This window comes from Micromonospora sp. NBC_00860 (genome assembly GCF_045207375.1).
GTDB classification, from domain to species: Bacteria; Actinomycetota; Actinomycetes; order Mycobacteriales; family Micromonosporaceae; genus Micromonospora; species Micromonospora vinacea.
In genome coordinates this window covers 2850845-2870465 of record NZ_CP108825.1, presented here as the reverse complement: position 1 = coordinate 2870465, position 19621 = coordinate 2850845, and the positions used below count along the sequence as shown (strand labels likewise).

The following is a 19621-nucleotide window of genomic DNA, read 5'->3' as shown; positions in this document are numbered from 1 at the left end:
TCAGTAGCGGCCCGACGACGCTGGAGGTCCCATGTCCGAGCCCGCCGACCGCCGCTACGGTCCCGCGACCCTGCCGAGGGAGCGGGGTCCGCTCTCCGCGGCGGTCGTCGAGGCTCTGCGGCACCCGCCGCACGACCTGCCGGCCGATCTCGGTGTCGGCCTCGACCCGGCGGACCCGATCACCGACGAGGACCTTCAGCTGACGCTGTTCCTCTGCTACGAGCTGCACTACCGGGGTTGGCTCGGGGTGGACGAGTCGTGGGAGTGGCAGCCGACGTTGCTGGCCCTGCGCGCCCGCTGCGAACGGGTCTTCGAGGCGGCGCTGCGTCGGCTGGTCGGCGCACCGCTGGTGCCCGCCGCCGGGGTGGCGGCCGGCCTGGCCGAGCTGGTCGCGGCCGACGACGGGCCGTCGCTGGCCGCGACGCTGCAACGGCGCGCTGACCTCACCCAGTTCCGCGAGTTCGTCGTGCACCGCTCCGTCTACCACCTGCGGGAGGCGGACCCGCACAGCTGGGCGCTGCCCCGCCTCGGTGGCCCGGCCAAGGCCGCGCTCGTGGAGATCCAGACCGACGAGTACGGCAACGGGCGGCTGGACCGGATGCACGCCGAGCTGTTCCGATGCACCCTCGACCGGCTGGGCCTGGACACCGCCTACGGCGCTCACGTCGACGTGGCGCCGGCGGTGACGTTGGCGACCAACAACGTGATGTCGCTGTTCGGGCTGCACCGACGGCTGCGCGGCGCGTTGCTCGGGCACCTGGCCGCGTTCGAGATGACCTCCTCGCTGCCCAACCGTCGCTACGGCAACGGGCTGCGCCGGCTCGGCTTCGACGAGGTGGCGACCCGCTTCTACGACGAGCACGTCGAGGCCGACGCGGTGCACGAGCAGATCGCCGCGCACGACATGTGCGGCGGCCTGGTCCGCGTCGAGCCGGCCCTGGCCGAGGACGTGCTCTTCGGCGCGGCGGCCGGGCTCGCGGTGGACCGGCTGTTCGCCGCGCACCTGCTGGACAGGTGGGCCGCCGGCCGCAGCTCGCTGCGGACACCCGCCCCGCCGGCCCTGCCGCCCAGGGTCTCGCTTGTCGCATTGCCCGCGGTGGCCCCGCCGGCCCCGCCCGCGCTCGTCTGATCCAGACCGCCCGGCTGTCTGGGTGGGGCGTGAGCGCGGAATCCATCCTTTGCTCTGCACCCGCCCGCGCACCACGCACGGTCCGTAACTGGCGCGTGGGCGGGTGCAGAGCAAAGGTGGCGTGTCTCTGGTGCGGCCCGTCCGTGCGCTCTCGCCGCGTGACGCGGCGACGCGGCGACGTGCGGTCAGCCCTCGCGGGTGGTGCCCGCCCGGAAGTTGATGGCCTTGTGGGTGCCGTCGCAGAACGGCTTGAGCGCCGACTTGCCACACCGGCACAGCGCCACAGTGCCCCGACGCGTGTCGATGCGCTCACCGTCCGGGGTGACCAACGCGAAGTCGCCGCGGACCAGCAGCGGTCCGTCCTCGTACGGGGTGATCGTGGCGGCGGTGGGCTCGCTGGTGTCGTCGGTGCGCATGGCCCCGGAAGTGCCCGTCCTGGCCCTGGCGAAACCCGAGACGCAGAACGACGGTGATGACCGGGGCACCCCGCTGACCAGCGGAATGTGCCGCCGGGTGGGTGATGCCCCGTTTGAACCCCATCGGGACGGGAAGCCGGGCCGCGTGGTGAGCGAACGAGGCAAGGTGGGGCCGGTGCACAAGGTGCACAAGGGGCTCACGGCCGATGGCGCCGGTCTGGCCGGCGACCGGGTCGTGGCCGCGGGCAGCTCGGCCCGGGTGCTGGTCGCCGCCACCGCCCGGGCGCTGCGCGGGGTCGACTGCGCCGACCTCGGGCACACCGGGCCGACATCGCGGTTCCCCGGCGCCCCCGAGCCGGTACGCCGCGCCGCGGTCACCCGCGCCGCCGGCCGGGTCGCCCTCACCGTGGCCCAGGTCGACGAGGTCGACGCCGCCCGGGTGGCCCGCTGGTTCGTCGACCAGTACCCCCGCCGGCGCTACCCCGGGGTGCTGATCGGGTCTCCGCACGGCGCGGCGGCGCACCTCGCGGTCGCCCTCGGCGTGCCGTGGCTGCCGGCGGGCTTCGAGATGACAGTGCACTGGTCCGACGGCGGCGTGGACCGCCCGGCGGACGCCGTGGAGCACGGCGCGGCACTCGCCACCCGGTTGCTCGCCGGCAACGCCGATCTGCACCTGCGCCAGGTGCACTGCCCGGCCAGCGGGGGCGCGTTGGCCGGGGCGACCGTGTCCCTGACCGCCGCGTGGAGGGCCCTACCGGCCGCGTACGCGCAGTTCCTGGCCGACCGGCTGCTGCCGGATGCCCCCGTGCTGCTGATCCGCGACGCGCGCACCTGGCCGGTCCTGGAGCGCGGTCCGGGGCACAGCTTCCAGGTCGGCTGCCCGGGCAGCGGGCTGGACCCGGTGGACTTCCACCCGGACAGCCACGCCTTGCGGCAGGTGCTGCGCTCCGTCGGCGGCGACGCGACCCGGTGGGAGCCGCCGGAGGTGTCCGTACCGTCGGCGTACGCCGAGCACGGCGTCGACCCGGGCTTCGAGTTGGCCGCTCGGGACTGGTCCGCCCGGCACCAGCACCCGCTGCACCGGGTGTTGGTGCCCCGGCCGGCGGCGCTGAGCGCGGGCGTGGCCGACCTGTACCGGCGGTGGCTGCGGCGCGCCGGCAAGACCGGCGACCGGTTGGTGGTGGAGTGCGGCCGACTGCTCGACCCGTGGCAGGTGGTGCGGGCGGGGCTGGTGCCGTACTGGTGCGAGAACGCCACCCGCCGCAACGTCGACGAGGCCGAGTGGTGGCTGGCCGGCAGCGAGGCGTTCAGCTCGGTGGACGTGTTGCCCGAGCCGCCCGGGGTGCGCTCGCCCGCGCTGGCCGGGCTGCCGCAGTGGCTGGCCGTCGCCGGGTTCGGCCGGCGGCGTCGGGCGCTGGACCGCACCACCGCCCGGGGCTACCCGGTCACCTCGGTGCCCACCCGCCGGGCCACCGAGGTCCTGCGTGCCCAGCCGTACGACCTGCCCGCGCCGCCCCCGCTGGGGGTCGCCGAGGCCCTTTCCGTGCTCCGCGACAGCGGCGGCCACCAGGGGTTGTTGGTCTCCTGAGACGGAGGACGCCGAAACATCCTCGCGAACCCGGGGTCCCGTGATTGAGTACCTACGGAGCGGGAACATCGCTGGCTGCGACGGCCTGATTGCGCTGCGTAGAGGCGGTGTCGCCCGCTGGCATCCCAGTCACTGACCCACTTTCCGGCCCGGTGCGTGGCTCGACCACGCGCACGACCGGTTTCCCGATCCGGGCGGGGGACCTTCCTGAGGGAGGCGCGGATGTTCGGACAGACGAGCACGACCACGACCACACCACCACCCACCGATCGGGGTCTGGAGGATCTCGACGCGGCGGCGATGGCGTACGCGGCCCGGATCGCCGGGCTGCCACCGGAGCGGCGAGGGGAGGCCCGCGACGACCTGGTGCGCTTCGCGCTGCCGTTCGCCGGCCGGCTGGCCCGCCGGTACCGGGGACGTGGAGAGCCGCTGGAGGACCTGGAGCAGGTGGCCCGACTGGGGCTGGTCAACGCCGTCGACCGCTATGACCCGGAACGGGGCTCCTTCACCGCGTACGCCGCGATCACCATCGTGGGCGAGATCAAACGACACTTCCGGGACCGCACCTGGGGCGTGCACGTGCCCCGCCGGCTGCGGGACCTCATCCTCGAGGTGGGGCAGGCCACCGCCGCGCTCACCAGCGAGCTGTCCCGGGCCCCGTCGGTGGCCGAACTGTCGGCCCGGCTGGAGACCCCGCAGGAGGAGATCCTCGCCGCCCTGGAGTCGGCGGCCGGCTACAGCCCGGCCTCCCTCAACGCGCCGGTGGGTGGGGAGAGTTCCGCCGAGTTCGGGGACCTGGTCGGCGAGTCGGACAACGCGTTGGAATCGGTCGACGACCGGGTGACGGTGAGCGGTCTGCTGCACCGCCTGCCCTGGCGGGAGCGACGGATCCTCGCGATGCGCTTCTACGGCAACCAGACCCAGGCGGAGATCGCCGCCCGGTTCGGCATCTCGCAGATGCACGTGTCCCGGCTGCTGTCGCGGGCGCTCACCTGGCTGCGTCAGGCGATGCTCGCCGACGCGCCGCCGCCGTGGCAGAACGGGGCCGCCGAACCCGACCCGGGCAAAACCCGGATCTCGGTCAAGCAGAACGGCGACACGGTGGTGGTCGAGGTCGGCGGCGAGATCGACCGCGACGGCGCGGACCAGCTGCGCCGGGCCATGCTCGAGGCGGTCACCGGCCAGCCCAGCGAGGTGGTCGTCGACCTGGTCGGCGCCGGCGGCTTCGACGCAGGCGGGATCGCCGCGCTGATGGCCGGGCGGGACGCGGCGGAACGGACCGGGGTGCCGTTGCGGCTGACCCGGGTCCAACCCGCGGTACGCCGTTCGCTCACCGCCGCCGGCCTGGCGCCGGCCCGGGACTGACCGCACCCGAAACAGGCGAAGGGCCGACACCCCGCGAGGTGTCGGCCCTTTCCGCGTACCCCTGTCAGTGCTCTTCGGGGTTGCCGTCGCTGTGCGGATGCCGCCAGCGCTCGTGCGGCTTCGGCGCGTCCTCGGCGTCCTGCGGCGGGTCGCTCTCCTCGAAGCTCGGCCGGCGGACGCCCTCAGGCTCCGGCACGTCCACCGGGCGGGCGCCGGAGCGCGGCGCCGGCCGGTAGTCGACAGCGTCCCGGGCGCCGTGCGCGCCCTCGGCGGCCGGCGACTCCGGTGCGTGGTGCTCCATCCGCAGTTCGTCGGAGAACTGCTGCGGTGGCTTGGTGGTGCGCTGCGGCAGGTCGCGGCCCAGGTCGGCGACGAGCGGACCGTACTTCAGGTCGAAGGCGGGGCGCTCGGAGCGGATCCGGGGCATCCGGTCGAAGTTGCGCAGCGGCGGCGGGCAACTGGTGGCCCATTCCAGGGAGTTGCCGAAGCCCCACGGGTCGTCCACCGTCACCATCGCCCCGTACCGCCAGGACTTCCAGGCGTTGTAGATGAAGAAGAGGGTGGACAGGCCGAGGATGAACGCGAAGATGCTGGAGACCGTGTTCAGCGTGGTGAAGCCGTCGGTGGGCAGGTAGTCGGCGTACCGGCGCGGCATGCCCTCGTTGCCCAGCCAGTGGTGCACCAGGAAGGTGCCGTGGAAGCCGATGAACATCGTCCAGAAGTGCGCCTTGCCGAGCCGCTCGTCGAGCAGTCGCCCGGTCATCTTCGGCCACCAGAAGTAGTAGCCGCCGAAGAGGGCGAAGACCACCGTGCCGAACACCACGTAGTGGAAGTGCGCCACCACGAAGTAGCTGTCGTGGGTGTGCCAGTCGACCGGAGGACTGGCCAACAGCACCCCGGTGAGGCCGCCGAGCAGGAAGGTGACCAGGAAGCCGATGGCGAACAGCATCGGCGTCTCGAACGTGAGCTGGCCCTTCCACATGGTGCCGATCCAGTTGAAGAACTTCACACCGGTCGGCACTGCGATCAGGTAGCTCAGGATGCTGAAGAACGGCAGCAGCACCTGGCCGGTGGCGAACATGTGGTGCGCCCAGACCGTCATGGACAGCACGGTGATGGCGATGGTGGCCAGCACGATCCCGGTGTAGCCGAAGAGCGGCTTGCGGGAGAAGACCGGAATGATCTCGGTGATGATGCCGAAGAACGGCAACGCGATGATGTAGACCTCGGGATGGCCGAAGAACCAGAACAGGTGCTGCCAGAGCATCGGGCCGCCGGTGGCGGGGTCGTACACGTGCGCGTTGAGCAACCGGTCGGCGGAGAGCGCCAGCAGCGCGGCGGCCAGCAGCGGGAACACCAGGATCACCAGCACGCTGGTGAACAGCATGTTCCAGGTGAAGATCGGCATCCGGAACATGGTCATGCCGGGCGCGCGCAGGGTCAGGATCGTGGTGATCAGGTTGACCGCGCCGAGGATGGTGCCGAGCCCGGAGACGACCAGGCCGAGCACCCACATGTTCGCGCCCACGCCGGGGCTGTGCTCGACGCTGCTGAGCGGGCTGTACGCGGTCCAGCCGAAGTCCGCCGAACCCCCCGGGGTGATGAACCCGCCGATCACCATGAGGCCGCCGAAGAGGTACAACCAGTAGGCGAGCGCGTTGAGGCGAGGGAACGACACGTCCGGTGCGCCGATCTGGATCGGCACGATGTAGTTGGCGAACCCGAACGCGGCGGGCGTGGCGAACAGCAGCAGCATCACCGCGCCGTGCGAGGTGAAGAGCTGGTTGTACTGCTCGGAGGAGAGGAACTGCATCCCCGGGCGGGCCAGCTCGGCTCGCATCACCATCGCCTGAAGCCCCGCCACCACGAAGAACCCGAAGGAAGTCAGCAGATACAGCAGGCCGATCTGCTTGTGGTCGGTCGTGGCGAGGAACTTGATCAGGGAGTTTCCGGGGACCGGTGCCCGTACCGCTCCCGGGAACCCCCCGAAACGGGCCGGTGCCAGGATCGCCGGACCCCGATCGCGACCGGGTTCTGTGGTTACCCGCTTGGGCATGGCTGCTCACCCCGTCGTGACGGCAGAAAGGACGGGCGTGCTCTACCCACCCTCACACCATGTAACCAGCCAACGACGGTAATTTCGGTCAGATCGCCAGTACCGGCGCAAGCACCTCGAACGCTCAGGTTGCCGGCAGCATCGCCCAGACGGCCTTGCCCTGACCGGCCGGCACGCTGCCCCACCGCTGGGTCAGCTCCCGGACCAGCATCAACCCTCGCCCACCCTCGGCGTGCAGGTCCGTCCCACCAGCCCGGGCCTGGGCGCTGCTGCCGTCCACCACCGCCAGGTGCAGATACGGCCGGCGCAGGGTCACCGTCACCTGCATCGGCGTGCCGGCGTGGCGCACCACGTTGCCGACCAGCTCGCTGAGCACCAACGCGGCCGGACCGGACGCCTCGGGCAGGTTCCACCGCGCGCACGCGTCGGTGACCAGGTCCCGGGCCCGCCGGCAGGCCCCGGCCACCGGCTCCAGTCGGGCCCGCATCCGCAAGGCGGACGTGGTGCCGGCCAACCGGGTCGCCTCCGCGCAGTCCGTGGAGACCGGGAGCACCCGACACGTGGTCGACTCGGCCAGCCACCGTGCGGCAACCGGCGACGGGGAGCAGAGCAGCACCGGCACAGCCGGCCACTCCTCGGCCCGGCGGGCGGTCGCGGCGAACACGGACAGCGCCAACCGGTCCTCCACGCTCACCCCGGCCATGTCGACCACCAGCGCCTCCGGCTGGTCGACCAGCGCGTCGCTGAGCGCCTGGTGCACCGAGCGCATCGTGCCGAGGTGCAGCGGGCCGGTGAGCCGGACGACCGCCACCGGTGCCGTGGTACGCACCTCGCAGGTGATCCCGCTCGACATCGGCGCCTCAATTCGCTGCTGGGTCGGGATCTGCCAACTACCCGAGGCCGTTCCCGGCCAAACCGGACCGACGCCGGGGCGAGGCAGGTCACGCCGCGCAACCCCAGGTCAGGGACGGGCCCGGCCGGTCAGGACGCCCAGTGCGATCATGCCGACGCCGAGCCCCAGGTGCAGCCAGTCGTCGGCGTCGTTGACCGGTAACACGTTCGCCCCGGTGTCGTGGTCCACCGCCAGCCCGTAGAGCCAGAGCACCAGGTAGACCGCACCGCCGCCGATCAGGAACGCCCGAGCGCCGGTGACCGACCGCGCCAGCAGCAGACCCACCACCCCGTACGCCAGATGCACCAGGTTGTGCAGCACCGACACCTGGAAGACGCCGAACAGGTACGCCCCCGAACCGTGGCCGGCGAAGCGCAGCGCGTCCATCCCGGTGGTGATCCCCGGCACGAAGCCGAGCGCGCCGACCAGCAGGAACAACACTCCCACCGTCGCCGCCGCACGACGGACCGGCGGTTTGCCGTCGGCCGGGTTGGGTCGGGCCCGGGAGTGCGCCATCGATCCGACCATTCCCGGCTCCTCGTCGCGCGGCGGGCATGAGCGCTGCCGGCTACCCGCTGGCAAGACCGGCAAACCGCCCAGCCGCGCCAGCGGTCAGGCCGGCAGCAACCTCGGCGCGCGCGCCGACTGCCGGACCCGCTCGTACAGCTCGACGTAGCGCTGCGCCATCACCGCGGGCGTGAAGCGCTGCGCGGCCACCCGCCGGCACTCGTCCGGGTCGAGCAACTCGGCGGCGAGGACGAGATCGTCCAACTCCTCCTCGTCGGTGGTGAGCAGCCCGGTGCGCCCGTGCTCGATCAGCTCCGGCAGGCAACCCCGGGCGGTGGCCACCACCGGCGTACCGAGGGCGAGCGACTCGACGACCGCCGTGCCGCCCGGCTCCTCCCAGCGCAACGGAAACAGCGACGCGCGGGCGCTGGCGAGCAGGTCATCGCGTTCCTGACCGGCCACGGTGCCGACCCAGCGAACCAGGTCACCGTCGACGTGCGGCGCCACCGCGTCGAGGAAGAACCGCACGTCCGGATTCTGCCGGGCCTCGTCGCCGGCCGCGGCCAGCTCGGCCGGCCGATGGTACGGGCCGACGGGGCCGGCCAGCACCAGCGGAATACCCACCCGGTGCGCGAGCCGGGCACCCACGTCCTGCCCCTTGCCCGGGTTGATCCGGCCCAGGATGAGCAGGTGCTCGCCCTTCTCCGGTCGGGGCTGCCGGTCGGCGTCGACGGCGAGCGGCGTGGACAGGTGCACGTGTCCCACCGAGTGCTCCCGCAGCGCCAGCGGGGCGCGGGCCAGCTGGGACGCGGAGACGCCGTTGACCCGGACCCGGTCGCCGCCGTCCAGGCTGCCGTAGAGCGCCGGGTGTTTGGCCAGGTCCCAGTGCAGGGTGTGCAGGGTCGGCGGTCCGGCCGGCCCCATCGCGGCGAGGGTGGCCAGCCCAACCGCCTCGACATGGTCGTGCACCAGGTCGATGTCGTCGCGGGAGTGCAACTCCCGGACCACTCCGGCCAGGTGCGCCTGGGCGATCCCGCAGACCTGGTTGTACGGCCGTTGCAACGCGGCGAACTGCCCGTCGGCGAAGACCGAGACCTGCTCGTCCACCGGCAGGGTGCTGCTGCCCACCGAGGCGAGCACCACCCGTACGCCGAGTCGCCGCAGCTCCGGCACCAGCGTGGCGATCACGTTCTCGATACCGCCGTAGCCGGGCGGTGGCACCGACAGCCACGGGCCGGCGTTCATCAGCACGGTGAGGCTCATCGGGCTCGTCCCTTCCGGCAGCTCGCTGCGCCTACGGTTCGCGACTGCGGGGCTCGCAGGACCGGCTCACTCCTCGCGCTCATGCGGCGGCCACCCGGCGGCGGGGCAGCCGGTGGCGCAGTTCGGCCAGCGGCGGGCGCTCCTCGATCGACACGTCGCTCACCACGATCTCGCGGTCCAGGTTCGGCAGAGTGTCCGAACCACCGCGACGGAACTGGGTCAGCAACGCCTCCGGCACGAGACCAGGGGTCGCCCAGCCGCGCCGTTGCAGCCGGGACCAGGCGGTCAACATGATCTGCGCGGACATCCGGCCCAGGGCGGCGGTGTCCTGGTGGCGGTGCTTGCGCTCACCGAGGTCGACCTGCGCCAAGGCGTCCAGGCCGACCAGGTCGAGCAGGTCGATCATCATGGCCGTCTCCACCCCGTACCCGGAGACGAACGGCACCTGGGCCAGCACGTCCCGGCGGCCCGCGTACTCGCCGGCGAGCGGCTGCACGAAGCCGGCCAGCTCCGGCCAGAAGAGGTTCAGCAGCGGTCGGGCCATCAACTCGGTCACCCGGCCCCCGCCGTCCTGCTCCACGCTGGCGGTGCCCACCAGGGGCCGGTGGTAGAAGCCCTTCACGAAGTCGACCGACGGGTCGGTCAGCAGCGGGCCGAGCAGCCCGCTCACGAAGTGCGGTCGGAACTCCCGCAGGTCGGCGTCGATGAACGCCACCACGTCTCCCTCGGCGGCGGCCAGCCCGGCCCAGAGCGCGTCGCCCTTGCCGGTGAGCCGGGGCAACCCCCGGGTCATCGCGTCCTGGCTGACCACCTCCGCGCCGGCGGCGCGGGCCACCTGCGCGGTCCGGTCCGTCGAACGGGAATCCACCACGATCAGCTCGTCGACCAGGGCCACCCGATCCATCAGGTGCTCCCGGATGGTCGACACGATCGCGCCGACGGTGGCCTCCTCGTTACGCGCCGGTAGCACCACGCTGACCCGGGTCTCACCCTTGGCGCGCAACAGTCGACGCGCCGGCCAGTCCCCCGCCGACGTCGTCCGGTACGTGGCCCATGCCTCCACCACCGGTGACACGCTCGATGTCTCGTCCCGCACGGGCACCCCTCCGTTCGTGCGTGGAAAAACCGAATTTGGTTGTTCCCATTCCTCACCACGCGCTAACCGCTTTCTGGGCAACAGCTTGATCACAACGGTGACATCTCAGCGTTCCCGGGGGATGAACGTTTGATTGCGCACACCCCAGGGGACTGCTCCCATCGCAGATGAAAAGTCTTCGAAGGGGTGTCGGAATGCGGAACTGCCGGGTGGGTCTGGTCGGAGCCGGCGGGGTGGCACAACGCCACGCGCGCGTACTGGCCGGGTTCGACGACGTCGAGCTGGTCGGCGTCACGGACGTCGCGCCGGAGGCCGCGGCCGCGCTGGCCGCACAGCACGGCGGGCGGGCGTGCGCCGACGTCGCCGAACTGCTGGCCGCCGGCCTGGACGCCGTGTACGTCTGCGTGCCTCCGTTCGCGCACGGCCCCGCCGAGGAGGCGGTGATCGAGGCCGGGGTGCCGATGTTCGTGGAGAAGCCCGTCGCGGTCGACCTGGGCACCGCCGAGCGGATCGCCGACCTGGTCGCCCAGCGCGGGCTGCGTACCGCGGTCGGCCACCACTGGCGCTACCTGAGCGTGCTCGACCAGGCCCGCGACCTGCTCGCCGACCGTCCGGTGCGGATGGTCAGCGGCGCCTGGCTGGACAAGGTGCCCCCGGTGGCGTGGTGGTCGCTGCGGGACCGCTCCGGCGGCCCGGTGGTCGAGCAGGCCGCCCACGTGCTCGACCTGATCCGGGTGCTGGCCGGCGAGGTCAGCGAGGTCACCGCGTACGGCAACGGCACCCCACCGCCGGTCGACGGCGCCGACATCGACTCGGTGACCACCGCCGCACTGCGCTTCGCCAACGGCGCGGTCGGCACGCTCAGCGCCGCCTGCGTCCTCGGCTGGAAGCACCGCGCCGGCCTGGAGATCCTCGCCGACGGGCTGGCCCTCGCGATCACCGAGGACGGGCTGTCGATCCGCGACGCCGACGGCGAACGACACCTCCCCGCCGACCCGGAAGCCGCCCGGGTGGCGGTGGACCGTGCCTTCGTCGACGCCGTCCTCGGCATCGGCGACGACGTGCGCGTCCCGTACGCCGAGGCCCTCGCCACCCAGCGCCTGGCCCTCGCGGTGGCCGACTCGGCCCGCACCGGCACCACGGTGCGGCTCGCCACCGCGACCACGTCGACGGTGCTCGCCAGCGGGGTGACAGTCGATGCGTGACAAGGTCGTCGTGGTCACCGGCCCCGGCCGGGTCGACCTGGTCGAGCAGGACGCCGCGCCGCTGCGCCCCGGCACGTTCCGGGTCGAGACGCTGTTCAGCGGCGTCTCCGCCGGCACCGAACTGAGCTACGTCAAGGGCACGAACCCCTACCTGAACGTCACCTGGAACGCCGACCTGGGCCTGTTCCAGCCGGGCGAGGCCAGCACGCCGTACCCGGTGACCCGACTCGGTTACATGCAGGTCGGCCGGGTGGTGGAAAGCGATACCCCGGCCGTCGCGGTGGGCACTGTCGGCGCTATGACGTACGGGCACCGCACCGGCTGGCTGGCCGACCCGGTCGCCGAACGGTTCGTGGCGCTGCCCGACGACCTGGACCCGCTGCTCGGCGTCTACGTCGCGCACATGGGCCCGATCTGCGCCAACGGTCTGCTGCACGCCGCCGCCGACCTGCACGGCACCGACGTCCGGGCGCTCGGCGACGGGGTACGCGGGCGACGGGTCGCCGTCGTCGGCGCCGGAGTCGTGGCCCTGCTGACGGCGTTGTTCGCCCGACGCAACGGCGCCGCGTCGGTGGTGGTGCTCGACCCCACCCCGCAGCGCCGCCAGGTCGCCGAGGCGCTCGGCCTGGAAACCCTCGACCCCGAGGCGGACGACCCGGCGGTCGTGCTCAAGACCCGCTGGGCGCACACCGCCGGCGACCGGGGCGCCGACGTGGTGTTCCAGTGCCGGGGGCAGGCGTGGGCGTTGCACCTCGCCCTGCGGCTGCTGCGGCCCCAGGGCACCGTCATCGACCTCGCCTTCTACCAGGGCGGCGCGGACGCGGTCCGCCTCGGTGAGGAGTTCCACCACAACGGGCTGTCGCTGCGCTGCGCCCAGATCGGCCGGGTGCCGCGCGGCCTCGCACCCACCTGGGACCGCGAACGGCTGTCCGCCGAGACCGTCGATCTGCTCAGGACGTACGGCGACACGATCCGCAAGCACCTCGTCTCGGCGGTGGTGCCGTTCGACGAGGCGCCCACCCTCCTCACCGACCTGGCCGACCGTCGCCGCCAGGAGCTTCAGGTGGTGCTCACCGTCTGACCCGCCGTCGTCGCGTGCCAGGGGCGGCTACCGTTCCCGGCATGAGCACAGTGCAGGACCGACCGGCTCCTCCCGGCACCGCCAAGAGCCGGTCGGTCGGCCTGGCCGCGTTGCTGCCGTACCTGCGGGAGCACCGCGGCACCCTCGTGGTGGTCGGCGCGCTGTCGCTGGTCGGCTCGGCGGCGTCGCTGGCGCAGCCGCTGCTCACCCGGTCGGTGCTCGAGCGGATCGGCGCCGAGCAGGGGGTGTCCCGGCTGGTGGCGGTGCTGGTGGCGCTCGTGGTGCTCGGCGCGGCGATCGGCGGACTGCGCGACTACCTGCTGCAACGCACCGCCGAAGGAGTGGTGCTGGGCACCCGGCGCCGGCTGGCCGGCCACCTGCTGCGGCTGCCCATCGCCGAGTACGACAGCCGACGCACCGGCGACCTGCTCTCCCGGGTCGGCTCGGACACCACGCTGCTGCGCGCGGTGGTCACCTCCGGGCTCTTCGAGACGGTCACCGGGGCGGTGACGGTGGTCGGCGCCGGCACGGCCATGGTGCTGCTCGACCCGCTGCTGTTCGGCGTCACCCTGCTCGGGGTGGCGCTGGGGCTGGTCTTCGCCGCCACCTTCGCCCGCCGGGTCCGGGCGCTGGCCCGGGTCGCCCAGGAACGGATCGGCGAGATGACCTCGGCGGTGGAACGGGCGATCTCGGCGGCCCGGACCATCCGGGCCAGCCGCGCCGAGACCCGCGAGACGGAGGCCGTCACCGGCAGCGCCCGGGAGGCGTACGCGGCGGGGCTGCGGGTGGCCCGGGTGCAGGCGCTGGTGGGCCCGATCGGCTCGGTCACCGTGCAGGGCGCGTTCCTGCTGGTGCTCGGCATCGGTGGGGCGCGGGTCGCCGCCGGGGCGATCTCCGTCGGTGACCTTGTCGCGTTCGTCATGTACCTGTTCCTCCTGGCGCTGCCGCTGGGTCAGGTGCTGCGGGCGTACACCCAGTTGCAGTCCGGCCTGGGCGCCCTCCAGCGGATCGAGGAGATCCTCACCGTGCCGGCGGAGGGCGCGGACGACCGGCCCGCGCCCGCCGTGGCGACGGCGACCCCGCGCCGCCCGACCCCGGTGATCGAGTTCGACCGGGTGGGCTTCGGCTACCCGGGTGGCGAGCCGGTGCTGCACGAGGTCAGCTTCGCGGTGCCCGCCGGCACCCGGACCGCCCTGGTCGGTCCCTCCGGCGCCGGCAAGTCCACCCTGCTGGCCCTGGTGGAGCGTTTCTACGAGGTGAGCGCCGGCGCGGTCCGCCTCGACGGCACCGACGTGCGGGACCTGCCCCGCGACGCGTTGCGGGCCCGGCTCGGCTACGTCGAGCAGGAGGCCCCCGTGCTGGCCGGCACGCTGCGGGAGAACCTGCTGATCACCACCCCGGACGCCACCGATGACCGGTTGCGCGCCGTCCTCGACGAGGTCAATCTGGGCCACCTGGCACAGCGCACCCCGCAGGGCCTCGACGTGCAGGTGGGGGAGGGCGGCGTCCTGCTCTCCGGAGGTGAGCGGCAGCGACTGGCCATCGCCCGCGCGCTGCTCGCCGGCCCGCCGGTGCTGCTGCTCGACGAGCCGACCAGCAACCTCGACTCGCGCAACGAGGTAGCGCTGCGCCGCGCCATCGACGCCGTGGCCGTCCGCCGGACCCTGTTGATCGTGGCGCACCGGCTCGCCACGGTGGTCGACGCCGACCAGATCGTCGTCCTCGACGGCGGCCGGGTGGTGGCCGTGGGCACCCACGCCGAGCTGACCGCCAACGACCCGCTGTACCGGGAACTCGCCACCCACCAGCTGCTGGTCGGCTGACGTCGTCCCAGGAAGGCCGACTTGCCGGGCGGCCGGGCCGCGCACGCCGCCCGGAATCGCGTACCGTTGCCGCTCATGGGTGTGTCGCAACGGTTCAAGAGCAAGTTCCGGCGGTTCCTCCAGCGCCCCGGCTCGACCGTGGATCTTGCTCCGCTGGAGAAACTGCTCCCGGCGATCGAGGCGCGCGAGGCTGAGCTCTCCGCGCTCGACGACGCCGAGCTGACCGCTGCCGCGGGCGCCGCCGCCGGTTACGAGGAGATCTGCGCCGTCGGCCGCGAGGCCGCCCGCCGTGGCCTCGATCAGCGGCCGTACGACGTGCAGCTGCTCGGCGCGATGTCGCTGCTCTCCGGCAAGGTCGCCGAGATGGCCACCGGTGAGGGCAAGACCCTGACCGCCACGATCGCCGCGTACGGGCACGTCCGGCTCGGTAACGGCCCGGTGCACGTGCTCACCATCAACGACTACCTGGCCCGCCGCGACGCCCAGTGGATGGAGCCGGTCTACACCCTGCTCGGCCTCACCGTCGGCTGGGTCAACGAGGCCTCCACCCCGCAGGAGCGGCGCGACGCGTACGCCTGCGACGTCACCTACGTCTCGGTCAGTGAGGCGGGCTTCGACTACCTGCGCGACCAGCTGGTCACCGACGTGGAAGACCGGGTGCAGCCCGCGCTGACCACCGCCATCGTCGACGAGGCCGACTCGATCATGATCGACGAGGCCCGGGTGCCGATGGTCCTAGCCGGCGCGGTGCCGGGCGAGCAGGATCCGGTGCACGCCGCCGCCGCGCTCGTCCGTGGCCTGCGCAAGGGCAAGCACTACACGGTCGCCGAGGACGGTCGGAGCGTGGCGTTCACCTCCGCCGGCCTGGCCGCCATCGAGGCCAAGCTCGGCATCGACCTGTACGACGAGGAGCACGTCGCGCAGCTCTCCGCTGTCAACGTGGCGCTGCACGCGCACGCCCTGCTGCACCGTGACGTCGACTACATCGTCCGGGACGGCTCGGTCGAGCTGGTCGACGAGATGCGCGGCCGGGTGGCCCAGCGCCGCCGCTGGCCGGACGGCCTCCAGGCCGCGGTCGAAGCCAAGGAGGGGCTGGACGCCACCGCCGAGGGCGAGGTGCTCGGCACCATCGCCATGCAGGCGTACATCGCGCTCTACCCGAAGGTCTGCGGGATGACCGCCACCGCGGTGCTGGTCGGCGACCAGTTGCGGGAGTTCTTCGACCTCGAGGTCGCGGTGATCCCGCCGAACACCCCGTGCATCCGCGAGGACGAGCCGGACCGCATCTACGCCACCCGGGCGGAGAAGGACGAGGCGCTGATCGACGAGATCCAGCGCTGGCACGCCAAGGGGCGGCCGGTGCTGGTCGGCACCCTGGACGTCAAGGAGTCCGAGGGGTTGGCCGCCGGGCTGAACGCCGCCGGGGTGCCCTGCGTCGTCCTGAACGCCAAGAACGACGACGAAGAGGCCGCGATCATCGCCGAGGCCGGCGCGTACGGCGCGGTGACCGTCTCCACCCAGATGGCCGGCCGGGGCGTCGACATCCGCCTCGGCGGCAGCGACCAGACCGACCAGGAGCGGGTCGCCGAGCTGGGCGGGCTCTACGTGATCGGCAGCGGCCGGCACGACAGCCGCCGGGTGGACGACCAGCTGCGCGGTCGGGCCGGCCGGCAGGGCGACCCGGGCGGCTCGGTCTTCTTCGTCAGCCTGGAGGACGACCTCGTCGTCCGGCACGCCGCCGACTCGGTGCCGGCCTCGCCGCGGATGAACGCCGACGGTCTGGTGACCGACGAGCAGGTCGACTACGCGGTGGAGCACGCCCAGCGGGTCGCCGAGGGCGTCAACCACGAGATCCACCGCAACACCTGGCGCTACAGCGTGGTGATCGAGCAGCAGCGCAAGGCCCTCGCCGCGCGCCGGGAGCGGCTGCTGACCAGCGACGTGGCCGCGGTGATGCTGCTGGAGAAGGAGCCCGAGAAGGCCGGCGAGATGGACGAGGACCTGCTCGCCCGTGCCGCCCGGTCGATCGCGCTCTACCACCTGGACCGGCTCTGGGCCGAGCACCTGGCCGAGCTGTCGGAGGTCCGCGAGGGCGTGCACCTGCGCGCACTGGGTCGGCTCGACCCGCTGGACGAGTTCCACCGGGCCGCGGTGCCGGCGTTCAACGACCTGATCCCGGAGATCGAGGCCCGCACCATCGCCACCTTCACCGAGACCGAATTCGATGAGGACTGGCAGCCCGACGACGGCACCCTGGTCCGGCCCACCGCCACCTGGACGTACCTGGTGCACGACAACCCGTTCGGGTCCGAGCTCGACCGTCTGATCGCGTCGATCGGGCGTCGGCTCAGCGGCGCCTCGCGCTGACGTACCGTCCGTCGGGGCCCCGGTCGCGCCTCCGGGTGCGGCAGGGGCCCCGATTTACGCCGTTTCGACCCAGGTTTCCCAGGGTAGTAGGGCTGGTCGGTCGAGTCGGGGAGAGAGCAGACGATGACACAGGTGACGATGCGTGCCGTACAGGCGCCAGACGGCACGGAGGCTGCGAACCGGTGAACCTCGACACGCGGGAACCGGTGCTGCAGACCCTCGGCGTCCTGGAAGCAGCCGCGCTGTTACGCGAGCTGACCGCCGGGCTGATCGCCCTGACCGACTTTGATGAGGCGCTACTGGCCCTGGTCCGGGTCACCCGGGACGCCGTCGCCGGGGTGCGCTGGTGCGGGTTCACCGCCCTGCGGGCCGGCGAGCCGGCCGGGGTGGCCGCCTCCGACGAGGGACTGGCCGGGCTGGACGACCTGCGACACGGGCCGGACTCCCCGGCGATGAGCGCGATCCACCGCCGCGAGATGGTCCTCGCCGCCGACCTGGCCGGTGAGCCCCGCTGGCCGGCCTGGACGGCTCGCGCCCGCGACCTCGGCGTACGCGGGGTGATCTCCGCACCGGTCGACATCGACGACCAGGTGATCGGGGCGATCAACCTGTACGCCGCCGCGCCGGACGTGTTGACCCCGCAACACCAGCTGACCGCCATGCTGCTCGCCGAACACGCCGGCCTGCTGCTCGCCGCCGTCCGCGACCGCGGCCGGCAGCTCACCCTCGCCGGGGAACGCGACGCCTCGCTCCTGCACGACGGGGTGGTGGGCCAGGCCATCGGTGTGATCATGACGCAGCGCGGGTGCCCGCCGGCCGAGGCCCTCGACGTGCTGCGCACCGCCGCCTCGTCGCTGGACATCCCGCTGCGCGAGGTGGCCGAACGCCTGGTCCGCACGGTCTCCCGCCAACGCGACACCTGATCCCGGCCGCGCCGGTCGGGTGGCCGCGCTGGTCGGGTGGCCGCGCTGGTCGGGTTGGCCGCGCTGGTGGTGCCGGCCGTGCCTGCCGCGTGATCAACTCGGGTTCCTGGAAGTCGGGGTGTCCGGGGCCGGCGGACGCCGCGACTTCCTGAAAAACCGAGTCGATTACCCGGCCGTCCGGCGTCGCAGGCGGCGTGCGGCGTGCCCGTTCTCCCTGCTGCCGGCGAGTCGGGCGGCATCGTTTCGCCTCGACCAGCCCCGGGTAGCACTCTGGTCAGGTGAGCTGCGCCGACCCGGGGGAGGACCGATGCAGAGCCGGCTGCGGGTGCAGGGGCACCCGATCCAACCGATGCTGGTGACATTCCCGCTCGGGCTCTTCGTCAGTGCCACCGTCTTCGACCTCACCGACGTGATCGGCGGGCCCGCGTTCCTCGGCGAGGTCGGCTACTGGACGGCCGTCGCCGCCCTCGTCGCCGCCGCGCTGACCGCCGTGGCCGGAATGGTCGACCTGTGGGATGTGCCAGGCGACCGCACCCGCCGTACCGCCGTCGCCTTCAACCTGGTGAACGCGGTGATGGCCGCCATGTTCCTGCTCACCTGCCTGGTCCGGTCACACTCCCCGCAGCGTGGCGCGTCGGTCGCGATCCTGGTCACCGAGCTGGTCGCGCTGGCCGTCGGCGGGGTCGGCGTGCACCTGGGCGCCCGGCTGATGCGTCAGTTCGACAGCAGCGGCCGGGTCGAGGCCGGCGGCCTGGACGCGCTCGCCAGCTCCACCGGCGAGATCGCCCGCCCCTGACCGACCCGCGCGCCGGACCGGTCGGTCTACCATCCGCGGATGACCTCCTCTCTGGACTCGCTCCCGAAGATCGGCGCGCCCGCCACCCGGGCCCTGCACGGTGCCGGCTACACCGTGCTGCGCCAGCTCGCGGGCGTCCCCCGGGGTGATCTGGCCAAGCTGCACGGCATGGGCCCGAAGGCGATCGGAATCCTCCAGGCCGCCCTCGAGGAGCACGGGCTCGGCCTCGGCTGAAATCCACCGCGGACGCCCCGGCCCGGCGGCGGCAAATGGGTTGCCGGCCCGGTGGCCGGCCGCGAGGCTGACCGTCATGACCGTTGAGCGTGACGCCGAAGACCTGATCGCGGAGGCCGCCGCAGCACCCGTCGATGGTTGGGGTTTCGGGTGGCTGGCTGGCCGGGCCACCGAGGAGCGTCCACCCTGGGGGTACGCCCGGCTGGTCGCCGACCGGATGGCGCGCGCCGACGCGGCACTGGATGTGGACACCGGCGGCGGGGAGGTGCTCGCCGAGGTGCCGCGTCCACCGAAGCTGCTGACAGCCACCGAGGCGTGGCCGCCGAACGTGGAGGTGGCCCGACGGACCCTGCGTCGGGTCGGCGCTACGGTGGTGGCGGTCGCGCCGGACGGGCCGCTGCCGTTCCGCGACGCCTCGTTCGACCTGGTGGTCAGTCGGCATCCGGTGCGTACCGACTGGGTGGAGACGGCGCGGGTGCTGCGGCCGGGCGGGACGTTCCTGTCGCAGCAGATCGGGAACGGCACCATGCGGGAGCTGAGTGAGGCGATTCTCGGGCCGTTGCCGCCGCCGACCCAGCGGCACCCCGAGCACGCGGTCGCCGCCGCCGAAGCCGCCGGTCTGCGGGTGGTCGACCTGCGGCGGGCCACCCTGCGGGCGACCTTCTCCGACATCGGCGCGGTGGTCTGGTTCCTGCGCAAGGTGATCTGGACGGTGCCCGGGTTCACTGTCGACCGCTACCGTGCCCCACTGCGCGACCTCCACCAGCGCATCACCAACGAGGGCCCCTTCGTGGCCCACGCCCAACGCTTCCTCATCGAGGCCAGCCGCCCCTGACGGACACCCTCACCCGCCGATCTTGCACTTTCGGCACCCCCGAAA

17 protein-coding genes are annotated in these 19621 nt (G+C 72.9%); 11 read left to right on the top strand and 6 right to left on the bottom strand.

Translation table 11 applies throughout. From position 1 onward, the window contains the following. Positions 1 to 31: 31 nt before the first annotated feature. Positions 32 to 1129, top strand: coding sequence for an iron-containing redox enzyme family protein (locus OH804_RS13190; protein ID WP_406065356.1), 1098 nt, complete (start codon positions 32 to 34; stop codon positions 1127 to 1129). A gap of 185 nt (positions 1130 to 1314) precedes the next feature. On the opposite strand, the gene OH804_RS13185 is transcribed toward OH804_RS13190, so the two are convergent. Then, positions 1315 to 1545 carry a CDGSH iron-sulfur domain-containing protein gene (locus tag OH804_RS13185; protein WP_406065354.1) on the bottom strand — a complete coding sequence of 77 codons (231 nt, stop codon included), beginning with the start codon at positions 1543 to 1545 and terminating at the stop codon, positions 1315 to 1317. 145 nt (positions 1546 to 1690) lie between these two features. Here OH804_RS13185 and OH804_RS13180 point away from each other — a divergent pair, with 145 nt between their 5' ends. Together OH804_RS13180 and OH804_RS13175 are read left to right on the top strand one after the other, a co-directional pair. Next, complete coding sequence (locus OH804_RS13180) at positions 1691 to 3133, top strand: hypothetical protein (RefSeq protein WP_406065352.1); 1443 nt, start codon at positions 1691 to 1693, stop codon at positions 3131 to 3133. 222 nt (positions 3134 to 3355) lie between these two features. Beyond that, positions 3356 to 4498 carry a SigB/SigF/SigG family RNA polymerase sigma factor gene (locus OH804_RS13175; protein WP_196922832.1) on the top strand — a complete coding sequence of 381 codons (1143 nt, stop codon included), beginning with the start codon at positions 3356 to 3358 and terminating at the stop codon, positions 4496 to 4498. Positions 4499 to 4562: 64 nt separating this feature from the next. Here OH804_RS13175 and ctaD read toward each other — a convergent pair whose 3' ends face one another. From ctaD to OH804_RS13150, 5 genes are all read right to left on the bottom strand, one after another. Continuing rightward, positions 4563 to 6554, bottom strand: coding sequence for a cytochrome c oxidase subunit I (gene ctaD, locus OH804_RS13170; protein ID WP_196922833.1), 1992 nt, complete (start codon positions 6552 to 6554; stop codon positions 4563 to 4565). A gap of 124 nt (positions 6555 to 6678) precedes the next feature. Next, a complete protein-coding gene (locus tag OH804_RS13165; protein ID WP_196922834.1) occupies positions 6679 to 7407 on the bottom strand; it encodes an ATP-binding protein in 729 nt (242 codons plus the stop codon). Positions 7408 to 7515: 108 nt separating this feature from the next. Further along, positions 7516 to 7974 carry a DUF4383 domain-containing protein gene (locus OH804_RS13160; RefSeq protein WP_406065349.1) on the bottom strand — a complete coding sequence of 153 codons (459 nt, stop codon included), beginning with the start codon at positions 7972 to 7974 and terminating at the stop codon, positions 7516 to 7518. 84 nt (positions 7975 to 8058) lie between these two features. Continuing rightward, a complete protein-coding gene (locus OH804_RS13155; protein ID WP_406065347.1) occupies positions 8059 to 9216 on the bottom strand; it encodes a glycosyltransferase in 1158 nt (385 codons plus the stop codon). A gap of 79 nt (positions 9217 to 9295) precedes the next feature. Next, complete coding sequence (locus tag OH804_RS13150) at positions 9296 to 10279, bottom strand: glucosyl-3-phosphoglycerate synthase (protein WP_307788837.1); 984 nt, start codon at positions 10277 to 10279, stop codon at positions 9296 to 9298. A 227-nt stretch (positions 10280 to 10506) separates the two neighbouring features. Between OH804_RS13150 and OH804_RS13145 the strand changes: the two genes are divergently transcribed. From OH804_RS13145 to OH804_RS13110, 8 genes are all read left to right on the top strand, one after another. Continuing rightward, positions 10507 to 11517, top strand: coding sequence for a Gfo/Idh/MocA family protein (locus OH804_RS13145; protein ID WP_406065345.1), 1011 nt, complete (start codon positions 10507 to 10509; stop codon positions 11515 to 11517). Beyond that, positions 11510 to 12598, top strand: coding sequence for a zinc-binding alcohol dehydrogenase (locus OH804_RS13140; RefSeq protein WP_196922839.1), 1089 nt, complete (start codon positions 11510 to 11512; stop codon positions 12596 to 12598). Before OH804_RS13145 ends, OH804_RS13140 begins: the two co-directional genes overlap by 8 nt. 41 nt (positions 12599 to 12639) lie before the next feature. Next, positions 12640 to 14421: an ABC transporter ATP-binding protein gene (locus tag OH804_RS13135; RefSeq protein ID WP_406065342.1), complete on the top strand. Its 1782-nt coding sequence runs from the start codon at positions 12640 to 12642 to the stop codon at positions 14419 to 14421. Between the two features lie 75 nt (positions 14422 to 14496). After that, positions 14497 to 16788 (top strand): accessory Sec system translocase SecA2, encoded by a 2292-nt coding sequence (gene secA2, locus OH804_RS13130; protein WP_196922841.1) that lies wholly within the window; start codon positions 14497 to 14499, stop codon positions 16786 to 16788. 182 nt (positions 16789 to 16970) lie between these two features. Then, the gene (locus tag OH804_RS13125; protein ID WP_406065340.1) at positions 16971 to 17711 is read left to right on the top strand and encodes a GAF and ANTAR domain-containing protein; all 741 of its coding nucleotides are present in this window, start codon (positions 16971 to 16973) and stop codon (positions 17709 to 17711) included. 307 nt (positions 17712 to 18018) lie between these two features. After that, positions 18019 to 18507, top strand: a complete 489-nt coding sequence (locus OH804_RS13120) for a DUF2231 domain-containing protein (protein ID WP_196922843.1) — start codon at positions 18019 to 18021, stop codon at positions 18505 to 18507. Between the two features lie 39 nt (positions 18508 to 18546). After that, a complete protein-coding gene (locus OH804_RS13115) occupies positions 18547 to 18741 on the top strand; it encodes a DNA-binding protein (RefSeq protein WP_196922844.1) in 195 nt (64 codons plus the stop codon). Between the two features lie 76 nt (positions 18742 to 18817). Further along, positions 18818 to 19576 carry a class I SAM-dependent methyltransferase gene (locus tag OH804_RS13110; protein ID WP_406065337.1) on the top strand — a complete coding sequence of 253 codons (759 nt, stop codon included), beginning with the start codon at positions 18818 to 18820 and terminating at the stop codon, positions 19574 to 19576. Positions 19577 to 19621: the final 45 nt, after the last annotated feature.

Bases quoted from the DNA above. Each gene is read 5' to 3' on its own strand.
- OH804_RS13175 (WP_196922832.1), top strand. From the start codon at position 3,356: ATGTTCGGACAGACGAGCACGACCACGACCACACCACCACCCACCGAT.
- OH804_RS13165 (WP_196922834.1), bottom strand. From the start codon at position 7,407: ATGTCGAGCGGGATCACCTGCGAGGTGCGTACCACGGCACCGGTGGCG.
- ctaD (WP_196922833.1), bottom strand. From the start codon at position 6,554: ATGCCCAAGCGGGTAACCACAGAACCCGGTCGCGATCGGGGTCCGGCG.
- OH804_RS13145 (WP_406065345.1), top strand. From the start codon at position 10,507: ATGCGGAACTGCCGGGTGGGTCTGGTCGGAGCCGGCGGGGTGGCACAA.
- secA2 (WP_196922841.1), top strand. From the start codon at position 14,497: ATGGGTGTGTCGCAACGGTTCAAGAGCAAGTTCCGGCGGTTCCTCCAG.
- OH804_RS13115 (WP_196922844.1), top strand. From the start codon at position 18,547: ATGACCTCCTCTCTGGACTCGCTCCCGAAGATCGGCGCGCCCGCCACC.
- OH804_RS13160 (WP_406065349.1), bottom strand. From the start codon at position 7,974: ATGGTCGGATCGATGGCGCACTCCCGGGCCCGACCCAACCCGGCCGAC.
- OH804_RS13155 (WP_406065347.1), bottom strand. From the start codon at position 9,216: ATGAGCCTCACCGTGCTGATGAACGCCGGCCCGTGGCTGTCGGTGCCA.
- OH804_RS13110 (WP_406065337.1), top strand. From the start codon at position 18,818: ATGACCGTTGAGCGTGACGCCGAAGACCTGATCGCGGAGGCCGCCGCA.
- OH804_RS13140 (WP_196922839.1), top strand. From the start codon at position 11,510: ATGCGTGACAAGGTCGTCGTGGTCACCGGCCCCGGCCGGGTCGACCTG.
- OH804_RS13135 (WP_406065342.1), top strand. From the start codon at position 12,640: ATGAGCACAGTGCAGGACCGACCGGCTCCTCCCGGCACCGCCAAGAGC.
- OH804_RS13185 (WP_406065354.1), bottom strand. From the start codon at position 1,545: ATGCGCACCGACGACACCAGCGAGCCCACCGCCGCCACGATCACCCCG.
- OH804_RS13190 (WP_406065356.1), top strand. From the start codon at position 32: ATGTCCGAGCCCGCCGACCGCCGCTACGGTCCCGCGACCCTGCCGAGG.
- OH804_RS13120 (WP_196922843.1), top strand. From the start codon at position 18,019: ATGCAGAGCCGGCTGCGGGTGCAGGGGCACCCGATCCAACCGATGCTG.